The following is a 24,063-nucleotide window of genomic DNA, read 5'->3' on the forward strand; positions in this document are numbered from 1 at the left end:
GGTGCGCTATCGTTGCGTGCAGTGACGCAACCAGCGGCTCGGGCTGGCGCGCACGCTGTTCATAAAACAGGCTTTCTCAAAAAACAAGGAAACACCCGCCCATGCAAGGATTTCCCACCACCCTGTTGAAAAAGACCCTATTGGCTGCGGCTGTGATGTCGGGCCTGATGCTGTCGTCAGGCATGGCAGCGGCGGCGGACGCCCCAGGCAAGGTGCTGAGCGAGAAATACGGCCTGCCCTGGCCGGCCGTGATCGCCCATCGCGGTGCTTCGTTCGACGCACCGGAAGAAACCACCCCGGCCTACACCCTGGCGCGGGACCTGGGCGCGGACTACCTGGAAATGGACATCCAGCGAACCAAGGACGGCGTGCTGATAGCGCTGCACGATGACGTGCTGGAACGCACCACCAACATTGCTCAAGTGTTCCCGACACGGGTGAAAGACCCGGTCAGCACGTTCACTCTGGCGGAGCTCAAGCAACTGGACGCCGGTTCGTGGTTCAACAAGGCTTACCCGGACAGGGCTCGCGACAGTTACAACGGGTTGCAGATCCTGACGCTGGATGAGGTCATCGACATCGCCGAGGGCGGCGCCAACAAGCCGGGGCTGTACATCGAGACCAAGGTGCCGAACAAGTTTCCAGGTGTCGAAGCCGACCTGAAAAAACTGCTGGCCAAACGCGGCTGGCTCGAACAGCGGCCTGCGGCAGCGGCCGGCCATGTCAACGTTGCGCACATGCCAGGACGCGTGGTCCTGCAGACGTTCGAGAAGCAAAGCCTGGAACTGCTGCAGAAAGAAATGCCGAAAGTGCCCAAGGTCATGCTGCTGTGGATTGGCGAAGGCTCGATAGAGCCCAAATCCAGCGTCGCGTTCAAGGACTCGGGGGCCAAGGACAAGGCCAGCTATTACGCGACCCAGGAAGTCAAATCACCGCAGGAGTTCGAGCAGTGGATTGACTGGGCCAAGGCCCACGGCGCCATCGGCACCGGCCCTTCGTCGCAACTGGCCAAGGGTGGCGACCAGAGCTACATGGACCTGGTCAAACCCTGGATGAACAACCTGACCCACGAGAAAGGCATGGTGATCCATCCGTACACGGTGGACGACGCAGAGGACTTCAAGCGCATCAGCCATGATGGCGCGGACGGCTTCTTCACCAACCGCACCGCCGAACTGTTGAAGTTCTACGGGCGGCCAGCGAAAGAAAGCATTGAAACGATTCTGAAGCGCAACGGTTACTGATTCAGCGGCTGGCCGCATCCTGCGATGCGGCCAGTCAATCAGAAGTCGACAGTGCCCGACAGCTTGAGGGTACGCGGCTCGCCCTGAGTCAGGTAACCGCCATTGGCTGATGCCCAATAATCCTTGTTCATCAGGTTCTCGACGTTGGCACGCAGGGTCACGTCCTTCTGTGCGACGTTGAAGGTATAGCGTGCGCCCAGGTCGAAGCGGTTCCAGGTCGGGATGCTCAGGTTGTTGGCAGCATCGACATATTGCCCACCGGTGCGCAGCATGCGCGCATTGATGGCCGCGCCTTCGATGCCGGGAATATCCCAATCGGCACCGGCGTTGAACTGGAAGGTCGGCACACCAATGGCCCGATTGCCGTCGTTGCTGCCGCCGGCCGTACCGCTCACCTCGGTGTCCATCAGGGTCAGGCCGGCCAGTAGACGCAGGCCGCTGACTGGCTGGCCAAAGACGTTCATCTCCACGCCGCGGTTGCGCTGCTGACCATCACGGACATAACGCGACCCGGTGCCTTCCAGAACCTGGTAGCCGTCAGACGGTTGCTCGATGCGGTACACGCCCAGGCTCGCGCCGAACGTGCCCATGTCCAGCTTGACGCCTGCCTCGACCTGCTTGGAGCGCGCCGGCGCAAAGACCTCACCGGGGTTGATGGTCACCGTGTCGGGAGCGGTCGGCCCCTGGGCCAGGCCCTCGATGCGGTTGGCGTAGAACGACACATAGTGCCAGGGCTTGAATACCACCCCGTAGACCGGCGTGGTGATCGCTTCGTCGTACAGCGCATTGCGCGGGCCGCTGCCGTATTCATACCCCTGAACACGCAGTTGCTGGCGACGCAGGCCTGCGGTCAGCAACAGGCGATCATCGAAAAAGCCCAGCGTGTCGGAGAACGCCGCACTGCGCATACGGCTCTTGCCGACAATGCCGGGATCGTTCAGATCGCCTGCGGTGAAACTGTCGAGTGCCGGGCGCTCTTGGGAGACAGGCTCGTAAAGGTTGTTGCTGGAGGTGCCGCCGAACAGATACGCACTGCGCTGTTCGGTCCAGATGCCCGACAGCCCGAAGTTGACCTTGTGACTGACCGCGCCGGTCTGCAGCTTGCCGTTGATGCCGGCCATGGCCGTCTTGTTGTCTTCATCATGCGGGATAAAGGACGGTGCGGCCGTGGTATTGCCTGCGGCATCGTGGACGGTTGGCGAGCCATATACGCCGACCTCGCGAGTGTGCTTCGCGCCCACTGCGGCATACAGCGTCCAGTCTTCGTTGAGGTCGTACTCGGCGCGGCTCATGCCGAAGGTGTCTTCGGTTTCGGTCCAGGTCCAGTTCGGCGCGTAATTGGTATCCGAGTCCGGAGCATGCGGCACGCTGGTCAGGGCGCTGTCGACAAACACCGTATTGCGGCTCTGGTTGATGCGCTGCTTCTGATAGGCAAAATCGCCGGACAGACGGAAGTTGTCACCTCGGTAATCAAGCCCCAGCGCGAACAGCTTGCTGCGATGCTCTTCATCCTCGACGCCGGTCTCGCCTTCGCGCTGCGACAGGTTGAGACGCGCGCCAAAGCGATTGCCTTCGCCAAAGCGCTGCCCCAGGTCGAGATGCTCGCCGACCCGACCGTCGCTGCTGATGTCGGTGGTGAAACGACGTGTCGGCGTATCCTGCGCGCGCTTGGGCTGCAGGTTCACGCCGCCGCCAATCCCGGAGCCGGTCGGGGTCACGCCGTTGATGAAGGCGTTGGGACCCTTGAACACTTCAACGCGTTCCAGCGCATCGGTCGATATGATCTGGCGCGGCAGTACGCCGTAGAGACCGTTGTAGGAAATATCGTCGGTGGTCAGCTTGAGGCCGCGAATGACGAAGATGCTCGAGGCGTTGGCATAGCCACTCGACTGACGCACCGATGCATCATTGAGCAATACGTCGCCGACGGTTTCGGCCTGTTGGTCCTCGATCAACTGTTCGGTGTAACTGCTCATGGTGAACGGCACGTCCATGATGTCGGCATTACCCAGAACACCCAGTTGCCCGCCGCGCGCCACCTGCCCGCCAGCATAAACCGGCGGTAGCGCGTGAGGATCGGCCTTGTCGGCACTGATGTCGGTCTCGCCCAACACCACAGGGCCGTCCTGCCGACCGGCAGCCTCTGCAGCGGCCCAGGCCGGAGATCCAATGGAACAGCAAAACGCGAGCAACGTGAGGCGCATCGGGAACGATGGGGAGTTCATCAATAGGTCCTGCAGACAAGTTGAACGAGATCGGAAGCAACCGTCCTGGACATCACCGATCGGGTGGATGCGAAATGATATCAGATGTTACTGGTAATGCTTATCATTTGTTTACGCATGAAAAGTGAGAGGCGAGCAACGCCACGCGGGTCGTTCCCGCGCCCGGCGTTAAAAATCAGCGTGAATGGCGACCCGTGGCGTTCCGCAATGCCTTGAAACAGGTTGGCGACAGCCACAGGAGGGCGACTGTCGTGTAAGCTCACAGGCTATTGGTTTTCCCATCGAGAGGCCTATGCAGTCCACTTTCCGACGCTCGACCCTGGCAGCACTTCGCGGTTTTGCCCTGCAGAGCGATGCAATCTCCATTGTTCCTTCTGCCGCCGACTATCGACGCTGCCTGCTGGAAAAGATCGCTTCGGCCACCCGGCGCATCTACATCATCGCGCTGTACCTGCAACAGGATGAAGCCGGCCAGGAGATTCTCGACGCGCTGTACGCTGCCAAATCCGCGAGGCCGGAGCTGGATGTGGTGGTGCTGGTCGACTGGTTCCGCGCGCAACGCGGCCTGATCGGTGCCGGACGCCAGCCCGGCAACTCGACCTGGTACCAGGCGCAGAACCTCGAATACGATCAAGAAGTGCCGATCTACGGCGTGCCGGTGCAGACCCGCGAACTGTTCGGGGTGTTGCACCTCAAGGGCAGTGTGGTCGACGACTGCGTGATCTACAGCGGCGCCAGCATCAACAACGTCTACCTGCACAAGCTCGATAAATACCGTCTGGACCGTTATCACCTGATCGAAAACGCAGCACTGGCCGACGCTTTTCAGAATCTGGTGCAGCGGGAAATACTCTCCTCGCCGGCCGTGCACCGCCTCGATCTGCAATCGCCGCCCAGCTCACGCAGTTTGCGCAGCGAGATCCGTGCGTTTCGTGGCGACCTGAAACGCGCCGCCTACGACACCTCGGCGGGCGAAAAGGAAAACGGCGACATGCGCGTGATTCCGCTGCTTGGCGTCGGCCCGCGCAACAATCTCAACCGCGCCATCTGCGATCTGATCGCGTCGAGCAAGATTCAGCTGACCATCTGCACGCCATACTTCAACCTGCCGGTGGCCGTCACTCGCGAAATCAATCGGGCGCTCAAGCGCGGCGTGCAGGTCGACATCATCATTGGCGACAAGACCGCCAACGACTTCTTCATCGATCCGGATGAGCCGTTCAAGGTGATCTCGGCCCTGCCCTATCTCTATGAGATCAGCCTGCGGCGCTTTGCCCACAAGCATCAGAAGGCAATCGCCCAGCATCGCCTCAATGTGCACCTGTGGAAACACGGCGATAACACCTTCCACCTCAAGGGCATCTGGGTCGACCAGCGCTACACCCTGCTGACCGGCAACAACCTGAACCCTCGCGCCTTCAATCTGGACCTGGAAAACGCCTTGCTGATCGACGATCCGAAGGGCCAGTGGAGCGAGCCACGGGAAGCGGAAATCGCGCATTTGATGCGCAACACGCAGCGCGTCAACCAGTATGACGAGCTCGACACACTGGCCAACTACCCCGAAGGCGTGCGCAAGTTCCTCAAGCGTGTCAGCCGTGTGCGGGTCGAGCGACTGTTGTACCGGATTCTCTGAGCCCTCAACGTGCGGCCGGCATGCGAGCTATGATCAGGCGTGCCGGCCCACGTATCCCCTTGCAAAACCCGGACAGTGGCCTTGCCTCAAGGCCGTTTCGCACCCAGTTGCTTCCACATCTTCTGCGTGATTTTGCGCCGGTTGCTGTAACCGGCCCACGGGTCGTCCTTGAGCCGCTTCAAACGCTGCTCAAGGTTGGTGATGTCCCACTGTGCCGACGACTTCAGACCCGCCAGCTCATCCAGCGCGATCGGCACCGAGACCGGCAACCCGGGCCGGGCGCGTACTGAGTAGGCGGTTACGGTGCTGCCGCCGCGGCTGTTGCGCAGGTAATCGATGAAGATTTTTCCGACGCGGTTTTTCGGCCCCATGGTGGCGGTGAAGCGTTCCGGCAGCTGACGGCTGGCAAACTCGGCGATGGCCTTGGCGAACGCCTTTACCGTGTCCCAGTCTGCCTGGCGCGCCAACGGCACAATGATGTGCATGCCCTTGCCACCGCTGGTCTTGAGGAAAGCCTCCAGCCCCAGTTCTTCCAGCACGGCGAGCACCATTTGCGTGGCCTCGATCATGCTGCGCCAGGGCAGTGCCGGATCGGGATCAAGGTCCAGCACGAAATGGTCCGGCGTTTCGATTCTGTCACGCGTCGCGCCCCAGGTATGCAGCTCGATGGCGCCCATTTGCGCAGCACCGACCAGTGCCGGCACCGAATCTATTTCCATCAGCGCAGCATGCCCGGGGTCCAGGGCACGATCCAGTTGCCTGATGTGCGGGATCGCCAGATGCTCGGCATGCTTCTGGAAAAACTGCTCACCGTCGATGCCCCCCGGACAGCGCAGCAGAGCCACGGGACGCTTGTTCAGGTAGGGCAGAATCCAGTCGGCGATGGACTGGTAAAACTGCGCCAGTTCGATCTTGCTGGTGCCGGACTTGCTGTCGATGACGCGGTCCGGATGACTGATGCCGGTGCCCGCCACATCAACTTTTCCCTGCGCGGCCTTTTTGCGTGCCTTGGGCGCTGCCGTTGTGGTTGGGGGCTGGCTGGCCACTTTGGCAGGCTGAGCGTCTTCACGCACCACGTCTTTGGCGGGCTTGTCGCTACGCAGCCCGACAAAGGCAGCCTGGCGCACGATGCCTTCTCGGGTCCACTGGGCGAACTCGGCTTCGCAGACCAGTTGCGGCGCCACCCACTGCACGCCACGCGCCTGGGACGCGGAGAGCTTTTTGGCCAGCGGTGATTCCTTGCGCTGCAACTTCTTCAGCTGTTTATGCAGTTGCTCAAGGCTCACTTCAGTGAATCCGGTGCCGACCCGCCCGGCATAGATCAACCCGTCCTCACCGGCATTGACCGCAAGCAACAAGGCCCCGAACGCCGATCGGCTGCCCTGCGGCGCCGTATAGCCGACAACCACGAATTCCTGTCGCAAGCGACATTTGAGCTTGATCCAGTCGGCATTACGCTTGCTGACGTACGCACTGCCGGCACGCTTGCCGATCACCCCTTCCAGGCCCATTGCCGCAGCACTCGCGACAATGTCCTGATGGCCTGCCTGAAAGGCATCCGAGTAACGCAACAGGCGACTTTTCTGTGCATCGAGAACTTGTTTCAAGGCATCACGACGCTGCTCGAGCGGCACTTCACGCAGGTCCTCCGCGCTCAGAAACGGCATGTCGAACAGGTAATACAGAATGTCCTTGCTGTTGCCCGCGTCAAAGGCATTCTGCAGGCCCTGGAAGTCGGGCAGCCCCTGCTCATCGAGAACCACCACTTCGCCGTCGAACCAGCTGTCGCGCAGCTTCATGCCCTTGAGCGCCTTGACCAGTTCCGGCAGCCGCTCGGTCCAGTCATGCCCGTTGCGGGTGAACAGCCGCACATCGTCGCCCTGAATACGAGTCAGCATGCGGTAGCCATCGAATTTGATCTCGTACAGCCAGTCACCGGCTGGCGGCGCCTCCACCAGCGTCGCCAGTTGCGGCGAAAGCGCGTCCGGAAAAGCCGCTTTCGCTTTCCTGCGCGCCGGCTTTGCAGCGGGTGTTGACGCTTTTGCTGCGGCGGGTGTCGCGGCCTTGGCTTTGCTGCTTGCGGCGCTGGCCCCGGACTTTTTCGAGGTGCCGCGTTGCTTGCCGACATGAGCTCCACTGATCACGCTTTGCGGCTGCTCATGGGTGATGTCGTACTCGGCAGCAGGTCGCGCGACGTCATCCTTTTCCTTGATCAGCAGCCACTGTTCCTTGCTGCCGCTGCCCTTGAGCCGGGTACGCACCAGCGCCCAGTCACCGCTGAGTTTCTCGCCGACCAGGGTGAACTTGAGTTTGCCTTCCTCGTAGGTCTTTTGCGGATCACCGTGCGGCTGCCAGACACCCCGGTCCCAGACAATCACATCGCCGCCACCGTATTGACCCTGCGGGATACTGCCCTCGAAGCCGGCGTAGTCCAGCGGATGGTCTTCGACATGCACTGCCAGACGCTTTTGCGTGGGGTCCAGGCTCGGACCTTTGGGCACGGCCCAGCTCTTGAGCGTGCCCTCCAGCTCCAGTCGAAAGTCGTAGTGCAGGTTCCGTGCGTCATGCTTCTGGATCACGAAACCGAGCGCGCCAGGCTGCGACTTGCCTTTGCCCTTACGCTTGCTCTCCGCAGGCTCGGAGGTGATGGCGAAATTGCGCTTGCGGGTGTATTCACTGGCGGGCTTGGCCATCACCGGTCACTCCGTAGGGCTCAAGAGGCTTTGCTGGTTTTCTTGCGTGCGGCCGGCCGCTTGGGCCTCGGGCTGTCCTTGTCGGCCGGTTTTTCCTTCGCCGCAGGCTTGCTCGTCTTGGCTTTACCGGCCCCGCCCTTGCCCGCCAGACTGCGTCGCAGCAGGTCGGTGAGGTCGATGACATCGGCACTCTTGCGTTCTTCCTCGGCCGGATCGGTCTCGACATCCTCGATCTCGCCTTCGTCTGCCTTGGTCTTGACCAGGTGCATGATCTTGTCCTGAAAAGTGTCGCGATACTGCTCAGGCTGCCAGTCAGCGCTCATGTCCTTGACCAGACGCTTGGCCATGTCACGTTCGCTCTTGTTCAACTTGGCGTCGGTCACCGCGTCGCTCAGTTCCAGTGTGTCCAGTTCACGCACGTCGGCAGGCCAGCGCAGGATCACCATCACCAGCGCCGACTCCAGCGGCATGACCGCCGCCAGGTGTTCGCGGGTATGCAGCACGACGTTAGCCAGCGCGACCTTTTTGGTATCGACCAGGGTTTCGCGCAACAACGCATAGACTTTCTCGCCGCGCTTGTCGGGCGTCAGGAAATAAGGCGTGTCGATGTTCTGCAAAGGGATCTGCTGGCTGTCGACGAAGGCGAATATGTCGATGGTCTGCGTCGATTTGGGGTGGGCGGAACGAATTTCCTCCTCACTGAGTACCACATAGCGATCCTTCTCGTATGCCACGCCCTTGACGATGTTTTCGCTGGTGACTTCCTTGCCGGTGACCTTGTTGATTCGCTTGTAGCCGACCGGGTCCATGCTGCGTTTGTCGAGCCAGTCGAAGTCGACACTGGTCGACGTTGTCGCCGAAACCAACGCGACCGGTATATGCACCAGCCCGAAGCTGATTGCGCCCTTCCAGATTGCCCTTGCCATGGTCTGACTCCTGTTGGTCCTGGAAAGGTGACAGGGCCGGTCGGAGAAAAGTTTCGGCCGCCTGACGAGCGCCGGGAAACCCGCTGTGCTGAACGAGTTTTTTTATCCTGAAGAACCAACTGTCAACGTTTTGGCTCCTGATAGCCGGGATAGGGATCCGGGTCGTACCTCCGTCAAAGCCTCGTAGTGCAAGGGCTGCGCGAGGTTATGCAAAGTTGCCCGGCCCTTATATGCATTTAGGGTCTAAAAATATGGTTTAACGTTCTTTTACGGAATAAAAAAGACGTTCTATAAATGGCCCCACCCCGAACGCTGTTGGTGAGGTGTCTGCCAACCGACAGCGGGTCCCGTCAGCTTTCACCCGGCTGATTACTTCCAAGGATTTGTCATGAACGTTTTCTGGTTTCTTCCGACTCACGGCGACGGCCATTATCTGGGCACGACAAAGGGCGCACGTCCCGTCACCCTCAACTATTTGAAACAGGTGGCGCAGGCCGCCGATGACCTGGGTTATTACGGTGTATTGATCCCCACCGGTCGCTCCTGCGAGGATTCGTGGGTCATCGCCTCGGCGCTGGTGCCGCTGACCGAGCGCCTGAGGTATCTGGTGGCGATCCGCCCCGGGATCATCTCGCCGACCGTCTCGGCACGCATGGCCGCCACGCTGGATCGTCTTTCCGGCGGCCGGCTGCTGATCAACGTGGTGACCGGTGGCGACCCGGACGAAAACCGTGGCGATGGCAGCTTTCTCGACCACAGTGAGCGCTATGAAGTTACCGACGAATTTCTGAAAATCTGGCGCCGCGTCCTGCAGGGCGAAGCGGTCGACTTTGAAGGCAAGCACTTGCGCGTGCAGAACGCCAAGGCGCTTTACCCGCCGATTCAAAAACCCTACCCGCCGCTGTACTTCGGTGGCTCCTCCGACGCGGCGCATGACCTTGCGGCCGATCAGGTGGACGTGTACCTGACCTGGGGCGAGCCTCCGGCAGCCGTAGCGCAGAAGCTCGCCGATGTACGTGAACGGGCAGCGCGCAAGGGACGCACCGTGAAGTTCGGCATTCGCCTGCACGTGATCGTGCGCGAAACCAGCGAAGAAGCGTGGAAAGCCGCCAGCACGCTGATCGAACACATCAGCGATGACACCATTGCTGCAGCGCAGAAGTCCTTTTCGCGTTTTGATTCCGAAGGTCAGCGGCGCATGGCCGCGCTGCACGACGGGCGCCGCGACAACCTGGAGATCGCGCCCAACCTGTGGGCCGGTGTAGGCCTGGTGCGCGGCGGTGCAGGCACGGCGCTGGTCGGCAATCCCGAAGAGGTCGCGGCACGCATCAAGGAATATGCCGACCTGGGCATCGAGAGCTTCATTTTCTCGGGTTACCCGCATCTTGAAGAAGCCTACCGCTTCGCCGAACTGGTCTTCCCGCTGCTGCCTGAGCCTTACGCCAGCCTCGCCGGGCGCGGCATCACCAACCTGACGGGCCCGTTCGGCGAAATGATCGCCAACGATCTGCCCCCGCAGGCCAAGTGATGTCCGGGCAACTGCTGACCTTACCCCACTCGCCTGCGCTGGCCACCTCGATCAGGGCCACTGCGCAGGTGTTCGAAGACCCCAAGTCGCGAGCCCTGCTCGCTCACGTACGCCAGGTCGCGCCCAGCGATGCCAGTGTGCTGATCATCGGCGAGACCGGCACCGGCAAGGAACTGGTTGCTCGCCACGTCCACGAACTGAGCGCCCGCCGCGACAAACCGTTCGTGGCGGTCAACTGCGGCGCGTTCTCCGAGAACCTGATCGAGGCGGAGTTGTTCGGCCACGAAAAAGGCGCGTTCACCGGAGCGATCAGCGCCAAGGCCGGCTGGTTTGAAGAGGCCAACGGCGGCACGCTGTTTCTCGATGAGATCGGCGACCTGCCCATGACCTTGCAGGTCAAATTGCTGCGCGTGCTTCAGGAGCGTGAAGTGGTGCGTCTGGGCTCGCGAAAGAGTGTGCCCATTGATGTAAGGGTGCTCGCAGCCACCAACGTGCAACTGGAAAAGGCCATCAACGCCGGGCATTTCCGCGAGGACCTTTACTACCGGCTCGACGTGGTTAATCTGGAATTGAGCCCGCTGCGCGAGCGGCCGGGCGATATCCTGCCCCTGGCCCGGCACTTCATAGAGGTCTACAGCCAGCGGCTGCGGCATGGTCCGGTGCGGATCAGCCCCGAAGCCGAGCACAAGCTCAAGACCTACAGCTGGCCAGGCAATATTCGCGAGCTGGAAAACGTCATCCATCACACCCTGCTGGTGTGCCGTGAAGGTGTCATTCAGCGTGATGACCTGCGCATGTCGAACCTTAGAATCGAGCGTCAGGATGAACACAACCCGCCTGACGAATCCGCCGAGCAACTGCTCAACCGGGCGTTTCAGAAACTGTTTGAAGAACAGGCCGGTGCCTTGCACGAGAAGGTCGAAGATACGTTGCTCAGAACCGCCTATCGCTTCTGCCACCACAACCAGGTGCACACGGCCAGCCTGCTGGGCCTGACCCGCAACGTCACGCGCACACGTCTGATCAAGATTGGCGAACTGGCGGTCAACAAACGCAGGCCGGGTGAAAATGTCCAGGGCGACCGCATGCTGCACCTGTCGGTGTGAAGGCCCAGACCGATGACGCAGAGCGTCACGAACGGCATTCCCACGCTGGAGCGTGAGGAACGAGAGGTGCTCGCGAGAACACTATCGTACCCATGCTCCGCGGCGCTGCGCCAAGAGCTGACGCAGAGCGCCATGAACGGCATTGCCACGCTGGAGCGTGAGGAACGAGAGGTGCTCGCGAGAACACTATCGTAGCCATGCTCCGCGGCGCTGCACCAAGAGTTGACGCGGAGCGTCACGAACGGCATTGCCACGCTGGAGCGTGAGGAACGAGAGGTGCTCGCGAGAACACTATCGTAGCCATGCTCCGCGGCGCTGCACCAAGAGCTGACGCAGAGCGCCATGAACGGCATTGCCACGCTGGAGCGTGAGGAACGAAAGGTGCTCGCGAGAACACTATCGTACCCATGCTCCGCGTGGGTATGCCTTTCCGGACGCTCTGCGTCCTCTTTTGAGCAAGCGGCGCCTTACGACAAATGTATCGCCAGCGCCTTGGCCTGGATCGCCACGTCGGTTACTGCGGTGCTTTCCCACCACATGCCGCGCAATGGCGGGCCCATGGCGAACAGGCGTGCCGAGTACTGACCGTGTGCGTCAAGTACTGCGCCCGCAGCGTCGGCAGCGATGCCGAGTGCCAGCGGGCCGGGCTGGATCAGCCCGCGTGCCAGCAACTGCCGGGGCAACGGGCGGTCCACACGTCGCCAGTCGTACTCGATGCCGGTGGAGTTGATCAGCGCATCGCCGCTGATCTGCGTCGGCTGACTCTCACCGCGCCGACGCACGCTGATCTGTACCTGACCTGAGGGCAGGCTGGCCACGCCCTGCAACAAGGCCGCGTCAATGCTCAACCGCCCTTGCCTGATCAGCCGCGCCAGCAGCGCAGCGCTCGGTGGCGGGGAGCGATGGTGGTGGCTCTCCCACCAAGGCCTTACATGACGGACGAACTGGCGGCGCTGCTGATCGCTGGCCTGATTCCACAGCCGGCCGACGTTGGCGCGCACAGTGTCCAGCGGGGCCTGCCAGTCAATGCCGCTCTCGATGGCCAGCTCGCACTGTTCACGCACTTTGCGCACCAGTTGCCGAGTAGTGCGGATACTCGGGTCCTGAGCAAGAAAATCAGACCATTCCGGCGGCTGACGCCGGACATGCGGCAACAGGCCGTGCCGGGAAAATATCTGGATGGGCCCACGATGCCCGGCCGTTTCCAGCGAAACCAGCGCATCGACCATGGTCAGCCCCGAGCCGATGATCAGCACCCTCGACTGCGGATCGAGCTTTCTCATCACCGCCACATCCCAAGGGTCCAGTGCTGCCGTGTTCAGCTCGTTCGAATCACGTCGCGGGGTGCGTGAAGCCGCGTACATGCCGGTCGCCAGCACGGCCCGACTGCCGCGCAGCATACGACCGTCAGCCAGCGAGATACTTACGCCATCTGCATGGACCTGCAGGTCCACTGCCTCGCCGGGCACATGCACGGCGGTCGAGCCAAAGGCTTCACCAGCGCTTCGGGCTTCACGCAGTCGCTGCTGGACATAAAGCCCGAACACGCCGCGCGGCGGGAACAGCTCGGCGACCGGGACCCTCTGCTCGGCGGCTTCAGGCCAGCCACCGGCAGCCAGATAGTCAGTCAGCCACTGGGTGAGGTCATCCGGGTTATCCGGATCGACGCTCATCCGTGCAGCGTTGCCATTGAGTGTATGGCCCGGCTCCGTCGCACTGTAGGCCTCGCCCCTGCCGAGTTCGCTGCGGGTTTCGATGATCAGGATTCGGCGCCGGCCCGGTCTGCGCAGCAGTTGCGCCGCCAGCATGGTCCCGCTCAGACCGCCGCCGATGATCAGAATGTCAGCCGTCTGGTGGGAATCTTCGGTCATCGAACAGTGCCTCGCTGGGGTGGCTGTAAAAGAGTGGGAAGGTCAGAGCACGACGTTACGCACAAAGCGCAGGGGCACATCGGCGTCGTTGCAGTAGCGGTGCGGCTGATTGCTGGGGAACATGAAGAACTCGCCCGCCCCTACCTGCTGCATGGCCGCGGGGTCGGCAAAGCGCAACGTCAGATGCCCTTCGACGACGTAGACCTGTTCACTCCAGCCATCGGGATCGGCCTCCGAGACATAGGCGTCCCCAGGCTGCAGACAGAATTCCCACAACTCCACCTCGCGCCGGGCAACGGCCCTGGCCAGCAGCACCGCTTTGCTGCCCGCGATAGTACCGGCCCATGCCAGCTCGTTGATGCGGCTGTAATCACGATTTTCGGGCGCCTGGATCAGGTCGCTGAACGCCACTTCCAGGGCTTCGGCCACGCGGTCCAGAGTCGCCAGGCTGACGTTTTTCTCGCCGGCCTCGATAGCGACCAGCATGCGTCGGCTGACCCCGGACTTTTCCGCCAGCGCCGTCTGGCTGAGGTCCGCACTGGTACGCAGACGCCGCACGTTCTGGCTGACGTGCTGCAGCACCGGAGGGCGCTGGGAATTTTCTTTGTGCATGCTGGTGCTCACATCAAACCGTTGCGCATTATACTGCCCAGCCCAGGGACACTGTCAGGGTGTTCAGCCTCTCATCGCGCACATGGCAATTAACAGGAATCCGGAGCTGACATGAAGTCTATCAGCCGCATACCCCGCATCAGCAAGGCAGAAGCCGTACTGATTCTGATCACCATGCTCTGGGGAGGCACCTTTCTGCTGGTCCAGCATGCGATGACTGTCAGCGGGCCGATGTTCTTCGTCGGTCTGCGCTTTGCCGCCGCAGCGCTTATCGTAGCGCTGTTTTCAATGCAGGTGCTGCGCGGTCTTACCTTTCTCGAACTCAAGGCCGGTGTCTTCATCGGCACCGCGATCATGCTCGGCTACGGCCTGCAGACGATCGGACTGCAGACCATCCCCAGTAGTCAGTCGGCGTTCATCACGGCACTCTACGTGCCCTGCGTGCCGTTGTTGCAATGGCTGGTATTGGGCCGGCGACCAGGGTTGATGCCGACACTGGGCATCATCCTCGCTTTCACCGGGCTGATGCTGGTAGCCGGGCCGCAGGGAGCGTCTCTGCAACTCAGTTCCGGCGAGATCGTGACACTGATCAGCACGGTGGCCATCGCCGCCGAGATCATCATGATCAGTGCCTATGCCGGTGAGGTCGATGTGCGTCGAGTCACCGTGGTGCAACTGGCCACCGCATCGGCGCTGGCATTTCTGATGATCGTGCCCACCCAGGAACACTTGCCGGAGTTTTCCTGGTTGCTGGTGCTCAGCGCTGTGGGGCTTGGGACCATGAGTGCGGCGATCCAGATCGCCATGAACTGGGCACAGAAAAGTGTTTCGCCGACCCGCGCCACGGTGATTTATGCCGGTGAACCGGTCTGGGCCGGCATTGTCGGAAGACTCGCCGGCGAGCGTTTGCCGGGCATCGCCCTGCTGGGTGCGGCATTGATCGTGGCCGGGGTGATCGTCAGCGAAATGAAACGGCGTTCTGCGCCTGATGAACACAACACTGTCGACGAAGAGGAAGGACAACAAGGCGCGCGCAAAGCTGAATGAACAGCGGGTATTGCCAGCCATGAAACACCTTGTTTCCTCGGAACTGCGTCAACGACCTTTCGCTGCATTAGAAGCAATTATTTACTGAATTAAAAAAACAGACACTTTTTGTAGGAAATTTCGGAAACCGTCCCTTTGGTATCGGAGTGTCTGGCACGTATGATGCTTGACATTCCCCTGCAGATTAGAAGCCTATGTCCCTGATAGTTCTACTGCTTCTGCCTTTCATCGGCAGCTGTCTGGCGGCCTTTTTGCCGCACAACGCGCGTAACGCGGAATCATTTCTGGCCGGTCTGATCGCTCTCATCGGCGCTGTGCAGATGGCCTTGTGGTTCCCGCAGATCGCCGACGGCGGCGTGATTCGTGAAGAGTATTTCTGGCTGCCAAGCCTGGGCATGAACTTCGTTCTGCGTATCGATGGCTTCGCCTGGCTGTTCTCGATGCTGGTACTGGGCATCGGTGCGCTGGTTTCGCTGTATGCCCGCTATTACATGTCGCCGGACGACCCGGTGCCGCGCTTCTTTGCGTTTTTCCTGGCCTTCATGGGCGCCATGCTCGGTCTGGTGATGTCCGGCAATCTGATTCAGATCGTGTTTTTCTGGGAGCTGACCAGTCTTTTCTCGTTCCTGCTGATCGGCTATTGGCACCATCGGGCCGATGCCCGACGCGGCGCTTACATGGCGCTGATGGTTACCGGCGCGGGCGGTCTGGCGCTGCTGGCAGGCATGATGATCCTCGGCCATGTGGCCGGCAGTTATGATCTTGACCGTGTTCTGGCCTCCGGCGACGCGATTCGTGCGCACGCCCTGTACCCGGTGTTACTGACCCTTATTCTGATCGGCGCACTGACCAAAAGCGCCCAGTTCCCGTTCCATTTCTGGCTGCCGCACGCGATGGCCGCGCCCACGCCGGTGTCGGCGTATCTGCACTCGGCGACCATGGTCAAGGCCGGGGTCTTTCTCATGGCGCGCATGTGGCCGGCGCTGTCCGGCACCGAGCAATGGTTCTGGATCGTCAGTGGCGCGGGTGCCTGCACGCTGATTCTCGGCGCCTACGCGGCCATCTTCCAGAACGATCTCAAGGGGCTGCTCGCCTACTCGACCATCAGCCACCTGGGCCTGATCACCCTGCTGCTCGGCCTCAACAGCCCGCTGGCTGCGGTGGCCGCGGTGTTCCATATTCTCAACCACGCGACCTTCAAGGCGTCGCTGTTCATGGCCGCCGGCATCATCGACCACGAGAGCGGGACCCGCGATATCCGCCGTCTCAGTGGCCTGATAAGGCTGCTGCCCTACACCGCGACGCTGGCGATGGTCGCCAGCGCCTCGATGGCCGGCGTGCCGCTGCTCAACGGCTTTCTGTCCAAGGAAATGTTCTTTGCCGAAACCGTGTTCATTTCCGCCACTGCCTGGGTCGAGATTGCCTTGCCGGTGATTGCGACCATCGCCGGGATCTTCAGCGTTGCCTATTCGCTGCGCTTCACCGTCGATGTGTTTTTCGGTCCGGCGGCCAAGGATCTGCCCCACTTGCCCCACGAACCGCCGCGCTGGATGCGTGCGCCGGTCGAACTGCTGGTGCTGACGTGTCTGGTGGTGGGGATTTTCCCGGCGCAATCGGTCGCTCCCCTGCTCGCCGCCGCTGCGCGCCCCGTTGTCGGTGGCACACTGCCCGAGTACAGCCTGGCGATCTGGCACGGCTGGAACCTGCCGATGGTCATGAGCCTGGTGGCGATGGCGGGCGGTATCATTCTGTACCTGTTGCTGCGCAAGCCGCTCAAGCACGAGCGCATTACCGCCCCGCCGCTGGTGGGACGCCTCAATGGCAAGCGCTTTTTCGAGCGCAGTCAGGTGGTGATGATGCACTGGGCACGCCGTTTCGAACGCAAGGTCAGCACTCGCCGCCTGCAGCCACAACTGTTTCTGCTGGTGCTCGCGGCGGTACTGGGCGGTTTCATTCCGATGTATTTCAGCGGCCTGACCTGGGGCGACCGGCCGAAGATTCCAGGTTCCGGGGTGTTTGTCACGCTGTGGCTGATCGCGATTGCCTGCGCCATAGGTGCGGCCTGGCAAGGTAAATATCACCGTTTGGCGGCACTGGTCATGGTCAGCGTCTGCGGGCTGATGACCTGCATCACCTTCGTCTGGTTCTCGGCCCCTGATCTGGCGCTGACGCAACTGGTCGTGGAGGTGGTGACCACCGTGCTGATCCTGCTCGGTCTGCGCTGGCTGCCACGACGCAATGAAGACGTCGCCCCGCTCAGCGCACGCCTGCGTGCCCGTACCCGGCGCATACGCGACTTCGGCCTGGCAGTGCTCGTGGGGCTGGGCATGGCGATACTCTCCTACGCCATGCTGACCCGCCAGACGCCCAACGCCATCTCGTCCTTCTACCTGAGTCGCGCGCTGCCCCAGGGCGGCGGCACCAACGTGGTCAACGTGATGCTGGTGGATTTCCGCGGCTTCGATACGTTTGGCGAAATCACCGTGCTGGCGGCGGTCGCCATGACAGTGTTCGCCCTGTTGCGACGCTTCCGCCCACCGAAGGAAAGCATTCTGCTGCCCGCCCAGCAGCGCCTGCTGGCCCGTGATGTGGTGACGGATCTGGTCAACCCGCGCAGCGCCAGCGATACCGCGCTCGGCTTCATGATGGTTCCGGCAGCGCTGGTTCGATTGCTGCTGCCGATTGCCTTCATCATCTCGATGTACCTGTTCGTCCGCGGCCACAACCAGCCCGGCGGCGGGTTTGTCGCCGGGTTGGTGATGTCGGTGGCGTTCATCCTGCAATACATGGTGGCAGGCACCCAGTGGGTCGAGGCGCAAATGAGCCTGCGCCCGCTACGCTGGATGGGCACAGGCCTGTTATGCGCGGTGCTGACCGGCGCGGGCTCGATGCTGCTGGGTTATCCGTTCATGACCACCCACACCGCCCATGTCGATTTGCCGATCCTGGGTGACATTCACATCGCCAGCGCGCTGTTCTTCGATGTCGGCGTGTACGCCGTGGTGGTCGGCTCGACGCTGTTGATTCTTACCGCACTGGCGCACCAGTCGGTGCGCAGCCATCGGCCGACGCAGTTGCCCAAGCCTGTCGCCAACCCGCAAGGAATCCTCTGATGGAAGAAGTCATTGCAATCGCCATCGGCGTGCTGGCCGCCTCGGGCGTCTGGCTGATCCTGCGGCCACGTACCTTTCAGGTGGTCATGGGTCTGTGCCTGCTGTCGTACGGGGTCAACCTGTTCATTTTCAGCATGGGCAGCCTGTTCATCGGCAGAGAGCCGATCATCAAGGACGGCATTCCTCAGGACCTGCTCAATTACACTGACCCGTTGCCACAGGCGCTGGTGCTGACCGCGATTGTCATCAGCTTCGCCATGACCGCGCTGTTTCTGGTGGTCTTGCTCGCCTCCAGAGGCCTGACCGGCACCGACCACGTAGATGGCCGGGAGCCCAAGGCATGAGCTGGATGAACCAACTGATCATCGCGCCCATCCTGCTGCCCCTGCTGACCGCCGGGCTGATGCTCTGGCTGGGTGAAAAGCACCGGCCGCTCAAGGGCCGTATCAATCTGTTTTCCAGCATCCTCGGGCTGGGCATTTCCGTGGTGCTGTTTCTCTGGGTACAACACAGCGGCAGCAGCGGCTCGATCGGTGTCTACCTGCCGGGCAACTGGGGCGTGCCGTTCGGCATCGTGCTGGTGGTGGACCACCTGTCGGCGATGATGCTGGTGCTGACCGGGATCGTCGGTGTCTGCGCCCTGCTGTTCGCGCTGGCTCGCTGGGACAGGGCCGGTGCCAGCTTCCACGCGCTGTTCCAGATCCAGCTCATGGGGCTGTACGGTGCGTTCCTGACCGCTGACCTGTTCAACCTGTTCGTGTTCTTCGAAGTACTGCTCGCAGCGTCCTACGGCTTGATGTTGCATGGCTCTGGCCGGGCAAGGGTGTCGACGGGGCTGCATTACATTTCGATCAACCTGCTGGCTTCGTCGTTGTTTCTGATCGGTGCTGCGTTGATTTACGGGGTGACCGGCACGCTGAACTTTGCCGATCTGGCCATCAAGATCCCGCAGGTGGCGGAGTCCGATCTTGGCCTGCTGCACGCGGGGGCTGCGATTCTGGCCACGGCGTTCCTGGCCAAGGCCGGCATGTGGCCGCTGAACTTCTGGCTGGTTCCCGCCTACTCGGCAGCCAGCGCGCCGGTGGCGGCAATGTTTGCGATCATGACCAAAGTGGGTGTCTATACCCTGCTGCGCCTGTGGACCCTGCTGTTTTCCGGTCAGGCCGGTGCCTCGGCATTCTTCGGCGGCGACTGGCTGATCTACGGCGGCATGGCGACGATTTTCACCGCGGCCATCGCCATCATCGCCGCCCAGCGCCTGGAACGCCTCGCCAGCCTGAGCATACTGGTGTCAGCGGGCATTCTGCTGTCCGCCGTCGGCTTCGCCCAGCCGAGCCTGACCTCGGGCGCGCTGTTCTATATGGTCAGCTCGACGCTGGCATTGAGCGCCATGTTCCTGCTGGGCGAACTGATCGAACGCTCCCGCTCGGCCAACGAGATCCCTCTGGAATACGACGTGGATCAATTGCCTCGTACCCTGGAATCTCTGCATCCGCCGCCCGGCGCCAACCTGGACGACGAACAGAAGGTCGTGGTCGGTCAGGTCATTCCCATGACCATGGCTTTTCTGGGTCTGAGTTTCATTGCCTGCGCCTTGCTGATCATCGGCATGCCGCCGCTCTCGGGGTTCATCGGCAAGCTCACCTTGATCAGCGCGCTGATGAACCCGCTGGGCCTGGACGTCGCGAAGGATGAGGCGCTTTCCACTCAGGCATGGATGCTGATCGGCCTGCTGATCTTTTCCGGGCTGGCGTCGCTGATCGCTTTTTCAAGGCTCGGCACGCAACGTTTCTGGACGCCACACGAGCGCCCTTCGCCGATGCTGCGTCGCAACGAATGCCTGCCGATCATCATTCTTCTGGGTCTGTGCATCGCGCTGACCTTCAAGGCCGAGCCCTTGTTGCGCTACACCCAGGACACCGCCGCAGCGCTGCATGAGCCCAAACAGTATGTGCAGTCAGTGCTCGCCACACGCCCGATACCCGGCCCCACCAGCCAGCAAGCAGATCCGGAGGAGCAGCCATGAAGCGCCTGTTTCCCGCCCCACTGCTCTCGTTGGCACTCTGGCTGTTGTGGTTGGTATTGAATCTGTCGATCAGCCCCGGTCACCTGCTGCTGGGCGCGGTGCTGGGGTTTCTCGCCCCAATATTGATGGCCCCCTTGCGCCCGCTGCCGGTACGTATTCGCAAACCCGGCACGATCCTGAAGTTTCTGTGGCGGGTGGGACGCGACGTGGTGGTCTCCAACGTGCAGGTCGGCCTGAGCGTCTGGCGGCTCGAAAGCCGTCCGCCACGCTCGGCTTTCGTGCGCATTCCACTGGACCTGCACGACGCCCACGGCCTCGCCGCGCTGGCGATGGTCACCACGGTAGTGCCGGGAACGGTGTGGTCGGAGCTGGCACTGGATCGCAGCGTGCTGCTGATGCATGTCTTCGATCTGGAGGACGAAGCGCACTTCATCGAGCACTTCAAAACCACTTATGAGCGACCGTTGATGGAGATCTTTCAATGAGTGCACTGCTCGACAACGCCATCCTGATCAGCCTGCTGATCTTCGCCCTGGCGATGGTGATCACCCTGGTGCGCCTGCTCAAGGGGCCTTCGGCCCAGGACCGGGTACTGGCGCTGGATTACCTGTACATCATTGCCATGCTGATGATGCTGGTGCTTGGCATTCGCTATGCCAGCGACACGTATTTCGAAGCAGCCATGCTGATTGCCTTGTTCGGCTTTGTCGGCTCGTTCGCTCTGGCCAAGTTCCTGCTGCGCGGAGAAGTGATCGAATGACCGGACTGCCGAATACAGTGCCCTTCTGGGTGGAAATACTGACCGCCGGGCTGCTGATCGCCAGCAGCCTGTTCGCCTTGACCGGCGCGCTCGGGCTGCTGCGCCTCAAGGACTTTTTCCAGCGCATGCACCCGCCCGCCCTGGCGTCGACGCTGGGTGCCTGGTGCGTTGCGCTGGCGTCGATCATCTACTTCTCGGCGCTGAAGTCGGAACCGGTGATCCACGCCTGGCTGATCCCGGTATTGCTGGCGATCACGGTACCGGTGACCACCCTGTTGCTGGCGCGCACAGCGCTGTTCCGCAAGCGCATGGCCGGTGACGATGTGCCCGCGGAAGTCAGCAGTGGTAACGGCAATGGAGAATCAGCAGGCGGCTGAGTCGATGCCTGGCCAGTGTTACTCGCTGGCCTTGAACGTCAGCTCGCCCTTGCGCCATTTGGCGGTCTTGCCGACGGCGCCTTTGAGAAGCTTGCTCATGCCGATCTGCAGTTGCTCTTTCGCAGCGAAGACCATGAAGACGGTCTGACCTTCCTTGAACACGATACCGTGGCCCTCGGGAATATCGACGAAGGCATATTCACCCAGCCCGTACACGGTGGTCTTGATTTCACGAAATTTCAATTCAAGCTTGCCGCCCTCGCGGCTGGGCAGGACAGACGCGCGAAAATGGTCGCCCACCTTTAGCTCAAGGCGAGGTTTGTCGTCGACGACCAAGGCGCTTTCGGTGTCGATTTCAGCGATATAAATGCCTTCGGCTGATTGCTCGGTGATGTAGACAAAACGGGATTGGAACTGCTTGACCAATTGTGCGCGGAGGTCGCCGAGCACGAACAAGGCGTGGGTATCCAGATTACTTACAGCCAAAGTACAAACCCTCAAACATGAAATGAGGCTGCCTGATGTCAGGGCAGTCGAGAAAGTGATTCATCCATAGACCGCTTCATGTGGCCGGAGATTGTCCGGCATGCTGCACGCAGAAACGCAGACAGCGCCGCCGCACACCTTGTGCAGGCGGGTGGCGGATTCTACCGGCTCATGGCTGCTACGGGATATATACCTTTTGTACACAGCAGTGTCGCGCAAGCGCTGGGGCCCTGAAAATAGCGGCCACCCCGGGCACGGCGCAAAGGCTGGACGGGTTCCAGCCTGCGTTGGGTGCATCCTGCGATAGCGGAAACATAGCATTTATATCCACTGTAGAAAAAGCCATCTTTTCCTGCACAGCCAAATGCATCGAACTCTTGCCTGTGCCCGCCACTCCCATAAGAACTGATGAATACGGGGATACCCCCCGGCGAGGAGATGACATGGAACAGACTACAACTACCATCAAAGACCTGTTCGAACAGTTGGGGCTTGACTCCGATGATGAGAGCATCGAAAAGTTTATCGCCAGCCATCCTCTGCCCGACGACGTCAAACTGATCGACGCAGAGTTCTGGACGCCGCGTCAGTCTGACTTTCTCAAGGAACAGCTGCACGAAGATGCCGAATGGGCGATGGTGGTCGACGAACTCAACGTGCGCCTTCACAAAAAGCCCGAGTGAGCCACTCGGGCGTTGATACCTATTGCGGATAACCGGGCTGGCCGATATTGGGATGCAATATCCGGCCGCCTGGCTGTGGTGCGTGGACGAAAACAGCGTCGCCAAAAGTACCCACTCTGCCGACGACTGCATTCCAGTGCGCAGACTGATGGATGTAGCGCCAGCGCAGTAATGCCTCTTCATGGCTGTCCAGCAGGTAAGACCCGCCTCGCGCATAATCAATCAACCGGGTAGAAATGTTCTCAAGCTCGGGAGGAAGCTGGAATTCAGGTGCTTGTGGCACCGGGTCGAAAGGCACGCCCTCGTCACACGCCAGTGTGTGCATGATCAGTAACGACACCCTCGACAGGTGGCCAAACACCTGACGGCTCATGCCCACTGCGGCAACGACCGTACTCATGCCATTCAAACTTTTCCTGCACGGATAACACTTGCTCTCGCATGCCTGAACCCTCAGCCAGGCCTGGCTATCGAGCGGGTCGATCCAGTGATCGCGATTCATTCGGCTTAATTCAGCCTGTGCCTCCTTCCAGCTCGGTGCCGCCTCGTACGGGCTGCCACGGCTGACCACACTGCCGCGAGGGCGCGTGAGCAGTACGTTTTCTTCCATCTGTGGAGGATAACCACCACCGATATCGGAATGTGCACCGGGCAGAACGATTTCCCGGGGCCACACTGGCAGGACGCTGTTCAACGCAAAGTTGCGCCGGGATTCATCGCGGGCCACCAGATGCAACACCTGCTGCGCGCACCCTGGAGGCAGGTACAGATTGACCCTCCTGTTGCTCGCATCGCGGGTATTGCCCATGTCCTTGAAGCTGCCTATGGCTGCAACGGTGTCGAACAGACCGATAACCTTGAGCCGTACGCTGCCGTTGCTCCAGCTGAAACGGTCGCTCAACCTGACCTTGCGGCTTTCGAGTATCGGCTCGAGCATGCCCGAACGCTGCTTGAGAATTTCATTGACCAGATGCCTGGCCGACGCTGCACCTCGACTGAAGCCGAACACGTCCAGTTCCAGCGCGTCCAGCACACAATCGGGGTTGTCGCGGGGGAACGCCTTCAATACCGACGCCAGCTTTTTGAATGCGTTTTCCACTTTGGAGATCACACCGGTTGCCCCGCGACCGAAACTCTGCCCCGGCCATACCGAATCACGTCCACCGGAAGTAGTGCCGGCCCCGCTTACATAGATCGGGTAATACACCTTCAGGCCGTCACCGTCATTTTCGGCAACAGGTTGCAGGCGGTAGATATCGACCAGTCTGGCTATATTGCTCGGATCATTATTGTAACTACTGCCAGGCTGAACATGACGACCCGCACACGCTTTAATGTGCTGCCCCTCATTGATCTCGATCAATGCCTGGCAGTCGGCCCCGATCTGACTATTGAAGCGATTATTTCCCGTACCGTCGAAGAAAATGCCTACTCGCGCCGTCACGCGCCGCGTGACCACATCTGAAAGGACTGCTGACTGTTGAAAACTCCGTTTATCGCTCATAACTTTTCCGTCCTTAGAGGCAAGCCAAGAAAAGGCCGCACTTAAATCAAAACGTAAATAACGTTGATTTAAACAGCTTGCTTAAAGACAGTGAGCAGTCAAGTCATGTTGCGTCTTTTCAGACAACTCCTACAACATCTGTAGCCATGAATTTATTATTTATGAATAGAAACCTACACACACGCAGCGATAACTTTTTTGATGCGTTCTTGCGTTAAAAAGACCA

19 protein-coding genes are annotated in these 24,063 nt (G+C 60.9%); 12 read left to right on the forward strand and 7 right to left on the reverse strand.

From position 1 onward, the window contains the following. The first annotated feature begins 101 nt into the window (after window positions 1-101). Window positions 102-1,244, forward strand: a complete 1,143-nt coding sequence (locus KBY02_RS19520; protein ID WP_003407635.1) for a glycerophosphodiester phosphodiesterase — start codon at window positions 102-104, stop codon at window positions 1,242-1,244. Window positions 1,245-1,282: 38 nt separating this feature from the next. On the opposite strand, the gene KBY02_RS19525 is transcribed toward KBY02_RS19520, so the two are convergent. Beyond that, window positions 1,283-3,469 (reverse strand): TonB-dependent receptor, encoded by a 2,187-nt coding sequence (locus KBY02_RS19525; RefSeq protein ID WP_225650698.1) that lies wholly within the window; start codon window positions 3,467-3,469, stop codon window positions 1,283-1,285. 292 nt (window positions 3,470-3,761) lie between these two features. Here KBY02_RS19525 and pssA point away from each other — a divergent pair, with 292 nt between their 5' ends. Next, a complete protein-coding gene (pssA, locus tag KBY02_RS19530; RefSeq protein ID WP_024652155.1) occupies window positions 3,762-5,105 on the forward strand; it encodes a CDP-diacylglycerol--serine O-phosphatidyltransferase in 1,344 nt (447 codons plus the stop codon). Window positions 5,106-5,191: 86 nt separating this feature from the next. On the opposite strand, the gene ligD is transcribed toward pssA, so the two are convergent. Beyond that, entirely contained in the window at window positions 5,192-7,798 is a 2,607-nt protein-coding gene (gene ligD, locus KBY02_RS19535; protein ID WP_225650699.1) for a DNA ligase D, read from the reverse strand. Between the two features lie 20 nt (window positions 7,799-7,818). Beyond that, complete coding sequence (locus KBY02_RS19540; protein WP_003407644.1) at window positions 7,819-8,724, reverse strand: Ku protein; 906 nt, start codon at window positions 8,722-8,724, stop codon at window positions 7,819-7,821. 388 nt (window positions 8,725-9,112) lie between these two features. Here KBY02_RS19540 and ssuD point away from each other — a divergent pair, with 388 nt between their 5' ends. Then, window positions 9,113-10,252: an FMNH2-dependent alkanesulfonate monooxygenase gene (gene ssuD, locus KBY02_RS19545; RefSeq protein WP_003407645.1), complete on the forward strand. Its 1,140-nt coding sequence runs from the start codon at window positions 9,113-9,115 to the stop codon at window positions 10,250-10,252. After that, on the forward strand, window positions 10,252-11,358 hold the full coding sequence (locus tag KBY02_RS19550; RefSeq protein WP_003407646.1) for a sigma-54 interaction domain-containing protein: 1,107 nt from the start codon (window positions 10,252-10,254) through the stop codon (window positions 11,356-11,358). The genes ssuD and KBY02_RS19550 overlap by 1 nt, the downstream gene beginning before the upstream one ends. Before the next feature lie 467 nt (window positions 11,359-11,825). Here KBY02_RS19550 and KBY02_RS19555 read toward each other — a convergent pair whose 3' ends face one another. Both KBY02_RS19555 and KBY02_RS19560 read right to left on the reverse strand, forming a co-directional pair. Next, on the reverse strand, window positions 11,826-13,229 hold the full coding sequence (locus KBY02_RS19555) for an FAD/NAD(P)-binding protein (RefSeq protein ID WP_225650700.1): 1,404 nt from the start codon (window positions 13,227-13,229) through the stop codon (window positions 11,826-11,828). A gap of 42 nt (window positions 13,230-13,271) precedes the next feature. Then, window positions 13,272-13,841: a helix-turn-helix domain-containing protein gene (locus tag KBY02_RS19560; RefSeq protein WP_024661205.1), complete on the reverse strand. Its 570-nt coding sequence runs from the start codon at window positions 13,839-13,841 to the stop codon at window positions 13,272-13,274. A gap of 111 nt (window positions 13,842-13,952) precedes the next feature. Here KBY02_RS19560 and KBY02_RS19565 point away from each other — a divergent pair, with 111 nt between their 5' ends. The 7 genes from KBY02_RS19565 to KBY02_RS19595 all read left to right on the forward strand — a co-directional run bounded on the left by KBY02_RS19565 (window position 13,953) and on the right by KBY02_RS19595 (window position 21,164). Further along, the gene (locus tag KBY02_RS19565) at window positions 13,953-14,888 is read left to right on the forward strand and encodes a DMT family transporter (RefSeq protein ID WP_024641110.1); all 936 of its coding nucleotides are present in this window, start codon (window positions 13,953-13,955) and stop codon (window positions 14,886-14,888) included. A 194-nt stretch (window positions 14,889-15,082) separates the two neighbouring features. Then, window positions 15,083-18,001 (forward strand): monovalent cation/H+ antiporter subunit A, encoded by a 2,919-nt coding sequence (locus KBY02_RS19570; protein ID WP_011268309.1) that lies wholly within the window; start codon window positions 15,083-15,085, stop codon window positions 17,999-18,001. Beyond that, on the forward strand, window positions 18,001-18,345 hold the full coding sequence (locus KBY02_RS19575; RefSeq protein ID WP_002554068.1) for a Na+/H+ antiporter subunit C: 345 nt from the start codon (window positions 18,001-18,003) through the stop codon (window positions 18,343-18,345). Before KBY02_RS19570 ends, KBY02_RS19575 begins: the two co-directional genes overlap by 1 nt. Next, entirely contained in the window at window positions 18,342-20,027 is a 1,686-nt protein-coding gene (locus tag KBY02_RS19580) for a monovalent cation/H+ antiporter subunit D (protein WP_003397125.1), read from the forward strand. Before KBY02_RS19575 ends, KBY02_RS19580 begins: the two co-directional genes overlap by 4 nt. Further along, a complete protein-coding gene (locus KBY02_RS19585; RefSeq protein ID WP_024650949.1) occupies window positions 20,024-20,512 on the forward strand; it encodes a Na+/H+ antiporter subunit E in 489 nt (162 codons plus the stop codon). Before KBY02_RS19580 ends, KBY02_RS19585 begins: the two co-directional genes overlap by 4 nt. Then, entirely contained in the window at window positions 20,509-20,787 is a 279-nt protein-coding gene (locus KBY02_RS19590; protein ID WP_024650948.1) for a K+/H+ antiporter subunit F, read from the forward strand. Before KBY02_RS19585 ends, KBY02_RS19590 begins: the two co-directional genes overlap by 4 nt. Beyond that, window positions 20,784-21,164: a Na+/H+ antiporter subunit G gene (locus KBY02_RS19595; RefSeq protein WP_011268312.1), complete on the forward strand. Its 381-nt coding sequence runs from the start codon at window positions 20,784-20,786 to the stop codon at window positions 21,162-21,164. The genes KBY02_RS19590 and KBY02_RS19595 overlap by 4 nt, the downstream gene beginning before the upstream one ends. An 18-nt stretch (window positions 21,165-21,182) precedes the next feature. Here KBY02_RS19595 and KBY02_RS19600 read toward each other — a convergent pair whose 3' ends face one another. After that, the gene (locus tag KBY02_RS19600; protein WP_225650701.1) at window positions 21,183-21,650 is read right to left on the reverse strand and encodes a hypothetical protein; all 468 of its coding nucleotides are present in this window, start codon (window positions 21,648-21,650) and stop codon (window positions 21,183-21,185) included. Window positions 21,651-22,093: 443 nt separating this feature from the next. Between KBY02_RS19600 and KBY02_RS19605 the strand changes: the two genes are divergently transcribed. Continuing rightward, window positions 22,094-22,333: a DUF2789 domain-containing protein gene (locus tag KBY02_RS19605; protein ID WP_003397146.1), complete on the forward strand. Its 240-nt coding sequence runs from the start codon at window positions 22,094-22,096 to the stop codon at window positions 22,331-22,333. 19 nt (window positions 22,334-22,352) lie between these two features. On the opposite strand, the gene KBY02_RS19610 is transcribed toward KBY02_RS19605, so the two are convergent. Beyond that, complete coding sequence (locus KBY02_RS19610) at window positions 22,353-23,837, reverse strand: T6SS phospholipase effector Tle1-like catalytic domain-containing protein (RefSeq protein ID WP_054091460.1); 1,485 nt, start codon at window positions 23,835-23,837, stop codon at window positions 22,353-22,355. Between the last annotated feature and the right edge of the window lie 226 nt (window positions 23,838-24,063).

Source organism: Pseudomonas sp. P129 (assembly GCF_020312195.1).
In the GTDB taxonomy this organism is placed as follows: Bacteria; Pseudomonadota; Gammaproteobacteria; order Pseudomonadales; family Pseudomonadaceae; genus Aquipseudomonas; species Aquipseudomonas fragariae.

Coding starts and splice junctions, on each gene's coding strand:
- KBY02_RS19560 (WP_024661205.1), bottom strand. CDS start 13,841: ATGCACAAAGAAAATTCCCAGCGCCCTCCGGTGCTGCAGCACGTCAGC.
- ligD (WP_225650699.1), bottom strand. CDS start 7,798: ATGGCCAAGCCCGCCAGTGAATACACCCGCAAGCGCAATTTCGCCATC.
- KBY02_RS19525 (WP_225650698.1), bottom strand. CDS start 3,469: ATGAACTCCCCATCGTTCCCGATGCGCCTCACGTTGCTCGCGTTTTGC.
- ssuD (WP_003407645.1), top strand. CDS start 9,113: ATGAACGTTTTCTGGTTTCTTCCGACTCACGGCGACGGCCATTATCTG.
- KBY02_RS19550 (WP_003407646.1), top strand. CDS start 10,252: ATGTCCGGGCAACTGCTGACCTTACCCCACTCGCCTGCGCTGGCCACC.
- KBY02_RS19585 (WP_024650949.1), top strand. CDS start 20,024: ATGAAGCGCCTGTTTCCCGCCCCACTGCTCTCGTTGGCACTCTGGCTG.
- KBY02_RS19590 (WP_024650948.1), top strand. CDS start 20,509: ATGAGTGCACTGCTCGACAACGCCATCCTGATCAGCCTGCTGATCTTC.
- KBY02_RS19580 (WP_003397125.1), top strand. CDS start 18,342: ATGAGCTGGATGAACCAACTGATCATCGCGCCCATCCTGCTGCCCCTG.
- KBY02_RS19575 (WP_002554068.1), top strand. CDS start 18,001: ATGGAAGAAGTCATTGCAATCGCCATCGGCGTGCTGGCCGCCTCGGGC.
- KBY02_RS19565 (WP_024641110.1), top strand. CDS start 13,953: ATGAAGTCTATCAGCCGCATACCCCGCATCAGCAAGGCAGAAGCCGTA.
- KBY02_RS19520 (WP_003407635.1), top strand. CDS start 102: ATGCAAGGATTTCCCACCACCCTGTTGAAAAAGACCCTATTGGCTGCG.
- KBY02_RS19555 (WP_225650700.1), bottom strand. CDS start 13,229: ATGACCGAAGATTCCCACCAGACGGCTGACATTCTGATCATCGGCGGC.
- KBY02_RS19605 (WP_003397146.1), top strand. CDS start 22,094: ATGGAACAGACTACAACTACCATCAAAGACCTGTTCGAACAGTTGGGG.
- KBY02_RS19540 (WP_003407644.1), bottom strand. CDS start 8,724: ATGGCAAGGGCAATCTGGAAGGGCGCAATCAGCTTCGGGCTGGTGCAT.
- KBY02_RS19570 (WP_011268309.1), top strand. CDS start 15,083: ATGTCCCTGATAGTTCTACTGCTTCTGCCTTTCATCGGCAGCTGTCTG.
- KBY02_RS19595 (WP_011268312.1), top strand. CDS start 20,784: ATGACCGGACTGCCGAATACAGTGCCCTTCTGGGTGGAAATACTGACC.
- KBY02_RS19610 (WP_054091460.1), bottom strand. CDS start 23,837: ATGAGCGATAAACGGAGTTTTCAACAGTCAGCAGTCCTTTCAGATGTG.
- pssA (WP_024652155.1), top strand. CDS start 3,762: ATGCAGTCCACTTTCCGACGCTCGACCCTGGCAGCACTTCGCGGTTTT.